We start from the raw sequence: 8,514 nt of genomic DNA, 5'->3' as shown, positions 1-8,514 counted from the left end.
GCCCGGCGCGGGCGCGGGCGCGGAGGCGGGCAAGGGGACGAGGACGGGCGCGGAGCGCGGGCGCGCCGCCGCGGGGGGGGGACATGCCTAGGAACGACAACCTCGTGGTCGGCCTCGACATCGGCACGACCAAGATCCTCGCGGTCGTCGGCGAGATCACCGACAAGGGCCTCGACATCGTCGCCGTCGGCTCGAGCCCCTCGCACGGGATGCGCAAGGGCGTCGTCGTGAACATCGACTCCACGGTGGAGGCGGTCAAGAAGGCCGTCGAGGAGGCGGAGCTCGCGGCCGGCATCGAGATCGAGGGCGTCTACGCCGGCGTCGCCGGCAGCCACGTCAAGGGCTTCAACTCGCGCGGCGTCATCGCGATCCGCGACAAGGAGGTCTCGCAGGGCGACATCGAGCGGGTCATCGAGGCCGCGAAGGCCGTGGCGATCCCGATGGACCGCCAGGTGATCCACGTGCTGCCGCAGCAGTTCGTCATCGACGAGCAGGACGGCATCGGCAAGCCGCTCGGGATGTCCGGCGTGCGCCTGGAGGCCGAGGTGCACATCGTCACCGGCGCCGTGACCTCCGTGCAGAACATCATCAAGAGCTGCAACCGCGCCGGCCTCGAGGTGCGCGACATCGTGCTCCAGCAGCTCGCCTCCTCCTACGCCGCGCTCACCGAGGAGGAGAAGAACCTCGGCGTCGCGCTCTTGGACATCGGCGGCGGCACCACCGACATCGCGATCTTCAACCAGGGCAGCATCTGGCACACCTCGGTGATCGCGCTCGGGGGCAACCACGTCACCAACGACATCTCGGTGGGCTTACGCACGCCGCCGGCCGAGGCCGAGAAGATCAAGCGCAAGTACGGCTGCGCGCTGGCTTCGCTCGTGCGCCCCGAGGAGAGCATCGAGGTGCCCTCGGTGGGCGGGCGCGAGAAGCGCACCCTCTCGCGGATGGTGCTCGCCGAGATCGTGCAGCCGCGCGTCGAGGAGATCCTCGAGCTGGCCAAGCGCGAGATGGAGAAGTCCGGCTTCCTCGAGATGATCCCCTCCGGGATCGTCGTCACCGGCGGCTCGGTGATCCTCGAGGGGCTGCCGGAGCTGGCGGAACAGGTCTTCGACCTGCCGGTGCGGCGCGGCACGCCGCACAGCGTCGGCGGGATGATCACGGCGATCGACAGCCCGGTCTACACCACGGGCGTCGGTCTCGTGCTCTACGGGATGCACCACCGCGACGGGGAGCGGTTCGGCCCGGGCGGCCGGCGCGGCGCCTGGGGCACCACGCTGCACAAGGTGCGGGATTGGTTCGGCGGTTTCTTCGAGTGAGCGAACGTCGATGGCGGACGGCTGTGCGGGAGACGGGAGGAAGACGATGCTGATCGAGTACGCGGACACCGGCAGGGACACGGGGCGGATGAACTTCGAGATCGACGAGGAGATGATGCTGGGGGCCGACATCCGGGTGATCGGCATCGGGGGGGGCGGCGGCAACGCCGTGAACTCGATGGTCGCCGCCGGCGTCGAGGGCGTGAAGTTCATCGCGGCCAACACCGACCTGCAGTCGCTCTCGACCTCGCTGGCCGGCAGCAAGCTGCAGATCGGCGCCAAGCTGACGAAGGGGCTCGGCGCGGGGGCCAACCCGGAGGTCGGGCGCAAGGCGGCCAACGAGGACTCCACGCGCATCGCCGAGGCGATCCACGGCACGGACCTGCTCTTCATCACGGCGGGCCTCGGCGGTGGCACCGGGACCGGCGCGGCGCCGGTGATCGCGAACATCGCCAAGGAGATGGGCATCCTCACCGTCGGCGTCGTGACCAAGCCGTTTCCCTTCGAGGGGCAGCGGCGCATGCGCCAGGCCGAGGAGGGGCTGCGCGAGCTGCGCGACAACGTCGACACCCTGATCACGATCCCGAACCAGCGGCTGCTCGGCGTCGTCGACCGCAAGACGACGCTGCTGGAGTCCTTCCGCATGGCCGACGACATCCTGCGGCAGGCGGTGGCCGGCATCGCCGACCTCGTGACCGTGCCCGGGCTCGTCAACGTCGACTTCGCCGACGTGCGCACCGTGATGTCGCGCATGGGCCGCGCCGTGATGGGCGTTGGCGTGGCGCGCGGCGACAACCGCGCCACCGAGGCGGCCAACCGCGCCATCTCCTCGCCGCTGCTCGAGGACGGCTCGATCGACGGCGCGCACGGCGTGCTGATCAACGTCACCTGCGGGCCCGACCTGTCGCTGCAGGAGGCGAACGAGGCGGCGAACATCGTGCAGAAGGCGGTCTCCGAGGACGCGCAGATCATCTGGGGCACCGTCATCCGGCAGGACCAGCAGGAGGACATCGTCATCACGGTGATCGCCACGGGCTTCGAGGAGCGGGTCGCCGCCGGGGCGGCGCGGCCGCCGGTGCGCGTCGGCCGCCAGCAGGCGCAGGCGCCGGTCAACTACGACATCCCGACGGTGGAGAGGAACCGGGGCCTCAAGAAGGCGGTGGGCATGGACTTCACGGTGCTCGAGTCGGACCTCGACAGCGCCGACCTGGACATCCCCACCTTCCTCAGAAGGCAGGCCGATTAGCCCGGGCCGATAGGGAGGGCTATTTCCGCCCTGGCGGCGTTGCGGGTAGGGCTGCTTGTGCGGTGGCCACCAGGCCACCTCCGCGCGCCCATCCCCGCTGCCTTGCCAAGACGAAAATATCCGCTCCCTCTCGACCCGGGCAGCCGATGCATTCGTTCCGGGCATAATCATTGTCCGGAATACCCTTCGACGCAGAAACAAGCCTCGCGTTCCGAGCACTCGAATCGCCCTGCCATTCCGAGGTTGCATCTCGTAGTGCCCGATTGCGGCGCAAGGCACCGTTCAGTCGCAGAGTCAGCGACAAGAGGGCGGCTGGCGCCGCCCATCACGGCCCCGCCCTCCCCGGCGTCCTTTCCACCGTCCGCTGACTGCGGCACAATGACCGCGTGAGGCGCCGCAGTCCTTCGAGTCCGTCGCAGCCGCGCGAGCGCGGATGGCGCCCGCCGCGGCACGGCGGCGAGGTGCGCGTCGCGCTCGCGTACCCCGGCGGGTACCGGGCCGGCATGTCCTCGCTCGGCTTCCAGACGGTCCTGCACGGTTTCGCGTCGCTGCCCGGCGTCCTCGCCGAGCGCGTCTTCCTCGAGGACGACGGCGCGCGCCTCCAGGTCATGGACGCAAGCTTCGCCCCCGGCGAGTCCGACCTGCTCGCCTTCTCGGTCTCGGCGGAGAACGACTACGAGAACCTCCTGCGCGTGCTGCGCCTCTCGGGCCTGTCCCTGCGCGCTGCGGACCGCCTGCCCGGCTCGCCGCTCGTCGTCGCGGGCGGCTTCGCGCCGACGCTCAACCCCGAGCCGATCGCGCCCTTCGTCGACGCCGTGGCAGTCGGGGAAGGGGAGGAACTGCTCGCGCCGCTCGTGGATGCCGTTCGCGGCCGGCCCGGGCGCGACGCGGCGCTGGAGCGGCTCGCGGCCACGCCCGGCATCTACCTGCCGTCGCGCTACACGCCGCGCTACGGCGCCGACGGGACGCTCGCCGCATTCGAGCCCGCCCCCGGCGCACCCGCGCGGATCGTGCGCGCCGCCGTCCGCGACCTGGACGCCTGGGAGACGATCGGCCGCACCGTCGCGCCGGGGAGCGAGTTCGCCGACCTCTGCCTCGTCGAGGTCTCGCGCGGGTGCGGCCGCGGCTGCCGCTTCTGCGCCGCCGGGCACGTCGTGCGCCCGCTGCGCCACCGCTCGCTGGCGGCCCTCCGCGCGACGATCGCGCAGACCGCCGGGCTGCAGCCGCGCGTCGGCCTGCTCGGGGCGGCGGTCGCCGACCACCCCGACCTCGTCGCGCTCGGGCGCGAGGTGGTCGCGGCCGGCCGCGGCATCTCGCTCTCCTCGCTGCGCCTGGACCGCGTCGATCCCGAGCTGCTCGAGGTGCTGGCGGCCGGCGGCACGCGCACCGCCACCTTCGCGCCGGAGACCGGGAGCGAGCGTCTGCGTCGCATCGTCGGCAAGTGCATCAGCGACGCGCAGATCCTGGAGGCGGCCGGACGGGCGGCCGCGGCGGGCCTACGGCAGATCAAGCTCTACTTCATGCTCGGGCTGCCGACCGAGACGGCGGCCGACCGCGCCGCCATCGCCGGCCTCGTCGCGGCCGTACGCGAGCGGGTGCTGGCGGCGCGCCGCGAGAGGACGGAGCTGCCGCGCGTCGCCGTCGCGCTCGGCAGCTTCGTCCCGAAGGCGTGGACGCCGTTCCAGTGGCACCCCTTCGCCGGTGTGCGCGCCCTCAAGGAGGCGCAGTCCGCCGTGGCGCGCGAGCTGCGGAAGATCCCGAACGTCACGGTGACCCACGACATGCCGAAGTGGTCGCACGTCCAGGCGCTGCTCTCGCTCGGGGACCGGCGCGTCGCCGACATCCTCGAAGCGGCGGTCGCCGGGGACGACTGGCCGCGGGCGCTGCGCGCGGCGGCCGTAGACCCGGAGTTCTTCGTCGGGCGCGAGAAGGGGCGCGACGAGCTGCTGCCGTGGGACTTCATCGACGTCGGGCTGAGCAAGGGCGCCCTGCGCGCGCAGTACGAGCGGGCGCTCGCGCGCGGCGGGCACGGCGGTCCGGATGCGCGCGGCGGCACGGCCGGGGGCGAGGACCCGGAGACGGGCGCTTGAGCGCGACCGCAACCATCGTCGAGCGCGGCCGCGGACGGCTGCGCTGGCTGGCGGCGGAGCCACTCCTGCGCGCGGGCGTGCATCACGGCTTCACGTTGCGCGGCGGCGGCGCGAGCCGCGGGCGCTTCGCGAGCCTCGACTTCTCCTCGAGGGAGGGGGACCCGCCGGAGCGCGTGCGCGAGAACTGGCGGCGTCTCGAAGCGGCGGCCGGCTTCCCGCCCCGCGGCTGGGGCCTGATCTCGCAGGTGCACGGTGCGCGCGTCGAGCGCGTCACGACGGGGCGCGCCTCCTGCCACCACCGGCGCGGCCGCCCCGAGGCGGACGCGATGACGACGGACGGCGCCGGCATCTCCCTCGGAGTGCTCACGGCCGACTGCCTGCCCGTCGTCCTCGCCGTCCCGGGTTCGCGCGCCGTTGCGATCGCCCACGCCGGCTGGCGCGGGACGCTCGAGGGCGTGACGCCGGCGGCCGTGCGGGAGTTGTGCGCGCTTGCCGGGGCGGCGCCGGCGGACGTGATCGCGGCGCTCGGTCCCGCCATCGGGCCCTGCTGCTACCGCGTCGGCGAGGAAGTGCGCGAGGCCTTTGCCGGACGCTGGGGCGCGGCGCACGCCCGCCGCATCTTCGTGCGGGGCGGCGGCTGGTGGCTCGACCTGCAGGCGGCGAACCTGCGCCAGCTGCGCGACGCCGGCGTGCCCGCCCGCGCCGTGACGGCAGTGCCGCTGTGCACGAGCTGCCGCGCCGACCTCTTCTTCAGCTACCGGCGCGACGGACGCACCGGCAGGATGCTCAACTTCGTCGTCGCCGGCGCCGGGCGCCGATAACGGGCCATCTGCGGCGTTGGACTCCTCCCGCCTCCCTGCGGCGGGCAGCTAGCCCGCCTCAGTCGCCGGATCGTCGTCCGCCTTGCATCTGGCCCGTTCTCGACGCCCGGCGGGTCAATTTCAAGGCATCCGCCTGATCCGCACCTCGATCTCCGGGTGGTCCTTCAACAGCGCCGCGAGCCGGGAGGTGTCCGTCTCGCCGAAGTGATACGGGTAGAGGATCTTCGGGCGGACCATGAGCGCGGCGTCCGCCGCCATCTCCGGCGTCATCGTGTAGGGGACGTTCATCGGCAGGAAGGCGACGTCGACACCCGCCAGCGCCTTCATCTCGGGGACGTTCTCGGTGTCCCCCGCGACGTAGATCCGCAGGCCGGCCATGGTCAGCACATAGCCGTTGCCGCGCCCCTTCGGGTGGTAGGGGACGCCGGGCTCGCGCTCGTGCCTCAGGTTGTAGGCCGGCACGGCCTCGATCGGCACGCCGGCGGCGACCGCCTGGTCGCCGTTCGCCATCGCCGCGGCGCCAGGGATCTGGGCGACGGCCGCCGCGCTGGCGATGACCCGGGTCGACGCCTTGCACACCGCCGCGATCGCCTTCGGATCCAGGTGGTCCTGGTGCTCGTGGGTGACGAGCACGACGTCGGCCTTCGGCAACGCGCCGTAGTCGGCGAGCTTGCCCCAGGGATCGACGTGCACGACCACGCCGCCTGCCGAGAGGATCAAGCTGCCGTGCCCGACGAACGTGACCTCGAGGTCGCCGGCCGGCCCCTTCAACAGGTCCTTCTCCGGTGGCTCGCCCGCGCGCGCCACGGCGGCAACCGCCACCAGCGCCAGCGCCGCGGCGCAGCAGGCCACGCGGAACCAGGATTCGAGGAACGTCACGCTCGCCATGATCGCCTCCTCCGTGCCGAAGATGAACGGGATATCCGTCATTGTGACCCGCGTCCGCAGCCTGTCAAGGGGCGCCGCCTCACCCGTCGGCGGGGCTGCGCACCGCGAGCCCGGGCCGGTTGAGGACGTGCGTGCAGATCATCGTCGTCGACACGTCCGAGTGCCCGAGCAGCTCCTGGACCGTGCGGATGTCCGCGCCGGACTCCAGGAGGTGCGTCGCGAACGAGTGGCGCAGGGTGTGGCAGCTCAGGCGCTTCGAGATGCCGGAGCGCACGGCTGCCACCCGCACCGCGGGCGAGGGAAGAATTGGCTTGACGCGCACATTTTCCGAGGAGTACCGTCGGAAAACTTCAGCCCCGCTGATCCGCCGGGGTGGCAGGACCGGACCGCGAAACGACCATGTCGAGGAGGGTGTCCGCGTCTCGTTCCGTGAACTGCGGTAGCCCGCTCGCACGCTCATCCGTCCGCCGGGCTGCGGACGGCAAGCCCCGGCCGATTCAGCACGTGCGTGTAGATCATTGTCGTCGAGACGTCGGAGTGCCCGAGCAGCTCCTGGACGGTGCGGATGTCCGCGCCGGACGCCAGCAGGTGCGTCGCGAACGAGTGGCGCAGCGTGTGGCATGCGACCGGCTTCGTGATGCCGGCGGCGATCGCCGCCGCGTGCACCGCCTTCTGCACGACGCTCTCATGGACGTGCAGCTGCAACATGCGGCCGCTGTCCGGATCCTTCCAGAGCCCGGTGGCGGGGAAGAGAAACTGCCAGCCGGACTGGCGGGCGATCCCCGGATATTTTCGCTCGAGCGCGGGCCAGATCCAGGCGTCGCCCCGGCCATGCGCCAGTTCGGCGCGGTGACGTTCCAGCGCCGTCTCGATCTGCGCGCGCAGCTCCTCGACGACGCCGTCCGCAAGCACCGTCACCCGGTCCTTTGCGCCCTTGCCGTTGCGGATCAGCAGCTGCCGGTGCGCCAGATCGACGTCCTTCACTCGCAGACCGAGGCCCTCGCCCAGCCGCAGCCCGCTTCCATAGAGGATGCGCGCGACGAGGGCGGGCGTGCCGACCATGCGGGACAGCAGCGCGCGGACCTCGCCGCGGTCCAGGACCGTCGGAATGCGCTGGGGCCGCTTGGCGCGCGGGAACTCGCCGATCTCCCCGATGGGGCGCTTGAGCACGTGGGTGAAGAGGAAGACCAAGGCGTTGAGCGCCTGGCTCTGCGTCCCTGCAGCGACCCCGCGGTCGACTGCCAGGTAGGCGAGATACTCCCTCAGCTTCCCGGAAGGGATGAGGTCCGGCGACGCGGCCCCCGAGAAGGCGAGCAGGCGCCGGGCCCAGTGCCGGTACGTGGCCTCCGTCTTCCAGGAGTAGCCACGGGTGCGGATCTCGGCGTGAATCCTCGCGGCCAGATCTTCCGCGGCGTTCGCCCGGGCCTGGTCCGTCCGGTCCCTGGCGGTACAAGCGCCCGCACGCCCTCGATCCGACGGGGGGCAGACGGGAGGCTCGGCGGACGGCTCGACGCTGCGCCACTCCCGCACCCACGAGGACGCAAACAGGTCGCGGTAGAGCAGGTACAGGGCGTGATCCGCCTGCTCGAGCTGCCAGCCAGGCACGGTGCCGGAGGCACCCAGACCCCTGAGAAATCCCCGGACGTCATCGTAACTACGTGCCGACAAAGGACTATTAGGTTTGAAGAAGGCGAAGCGTTCGACCCACCGCTCGTACCACTGCGCGTTCCGAGCCGCGACGCCGGCCTTGCGCAGGATCGCCAGGTACCGGGGCCAAATACCTGCCGGCAGATTGCCGGGATCAGGATTGACGGGCGTGCCCTCCGCTGCCATGCTTTCACCAGGAGCAAGAATCGTGCACGCGAGGGGACATCAACGGAAACCGGTCAACCAACAACAACGGTTTCCATTGTTGCCCCAACAGTAATCCATCCGCTCAATACACTGTTGAGCAAGAACGATGAACTGCAATCGTGCATGCGTGCGGATCGGGCCACTATAGACAGTGTCGAGGAAAAGGCTACCGACGTTCCAGTGCAACACGAACGGAACGGACCTTCGGTCAGGCCGAGGGATAGTGGTCGTGCAGAACAAGGATACTGCTCAACAAGGCGTTGTAGCCGTCCCTGGACACGCTTGCATTTCTGCCCTTT

6 protein-coding genes and 1 pseudogene are annotated in these 8,514 nt (G+C 71.2%); 4 read left to right on the top strand and 3 right to left on the bottom strand.

Going from position 1 to position 8,514, the window contains the following annotated elements; all coding sequences use genetic code 11:
* The first annotated feature begins 83 nt into the window (after positions 1-83).
* From ftsA to pgeF, 4 genes are all read left to right on the top strand, one after another.
* Positions 84-1,316, top strand: a complete 1,233-nt coding sequence (gene ftsA, locus VI078_13640) for a cell division protein FtsA (protein ID HEY6000326.1) — start codon at positions 84-86, stop codon at positions 1,314-1,316.
* An 88-nt stretch (positions 1,317-1,404) separates the two neighbouring features.
* On the top strand, positions 1,405-2,562 hold the full coding sequence (ftsZ, locus tag VI078_13635) for a cell division protein FtsZ (GenBank protein ID HEY6000325.1): 1,158 nt from the start codon (positions 1,405-1,407) through the stop codon (positions 2,560-2,562).
* 386 nt (positions 2,563-2,948) lie between these two features.
* Complete coding sequence (locus VI078_13630) at positions 2,949-4,652, top strand: radical SAM protein (protein HEY6000324.1); 1,704 nt, start codon at positions 2,949-2,951, stop codon at positions 4,650-4,652.
* Positions 4,649-5,473 (top strand): peptidoglycan editing factor PgeF, encoded by an 825-nt coding sequence (gene pgeF / locus VI078_13625; GenBank protein ID HEY6000323.1) that lies wholly within the window; start codon positions 4,649-4,651, stop codon positions 5,471-5,473. The genes VI078_13630 and pgeF overlap by 4 nt, the downstream gene beginning before the upstream one ends.
* A gap of 120 nt (positions 5,474-5,593) precedes the next feature.
* Here the strand turns inward: pgeF and VI078_13620 are convergent, their stop codons facing one another.
* The 3 genes and pseudogenes from VI078_13620 to VI078_13610 form a co-directional block, all read right to left on the bottom strand.
* Positions 5,594-6,403, bottom strand: coding sequence for an MBL fold metallo-hydrolase (locus VI078_13620; protein ID HEY6000322.1), 810 nt, complete (start codon positions 6,401-6,403; stop codon positions 5,594-5,596).
* Positions 6,404-6,440: 37 nt separating this feature from the next.
* Positions 6,441-6,653 (bottom strand): annotated as a pseudogene (locus VI078_13615) (tyrosine-type recombinase/integrase).
* 164 nt (positions 6,654-6,817) lie between these two features.
* Positions 6,818-8,194, bottom strand: coding sequence for an integron integrase (locus VI078_13610; GenBank protein HEY6000321.1), 1,377 nt, complete (start codon positions 8,192-8,194; stop codon positions 6,818-6,820).
* Positions 8,195-8,514 lie beyond the last annotated feature (320 nt).

Source organism: bacterium (assembly GCA_036524115.1).
Taxonomy (GTDB): Bacteria; JAUVQV01; JAUVQV01; order JAUVQV01; family DATDCY01; genus DATDCY01.
Note: the sequence above shows the minus strand (reverse complement) of the source record. Positions and strands in the feature narration are given on the sequence as shown.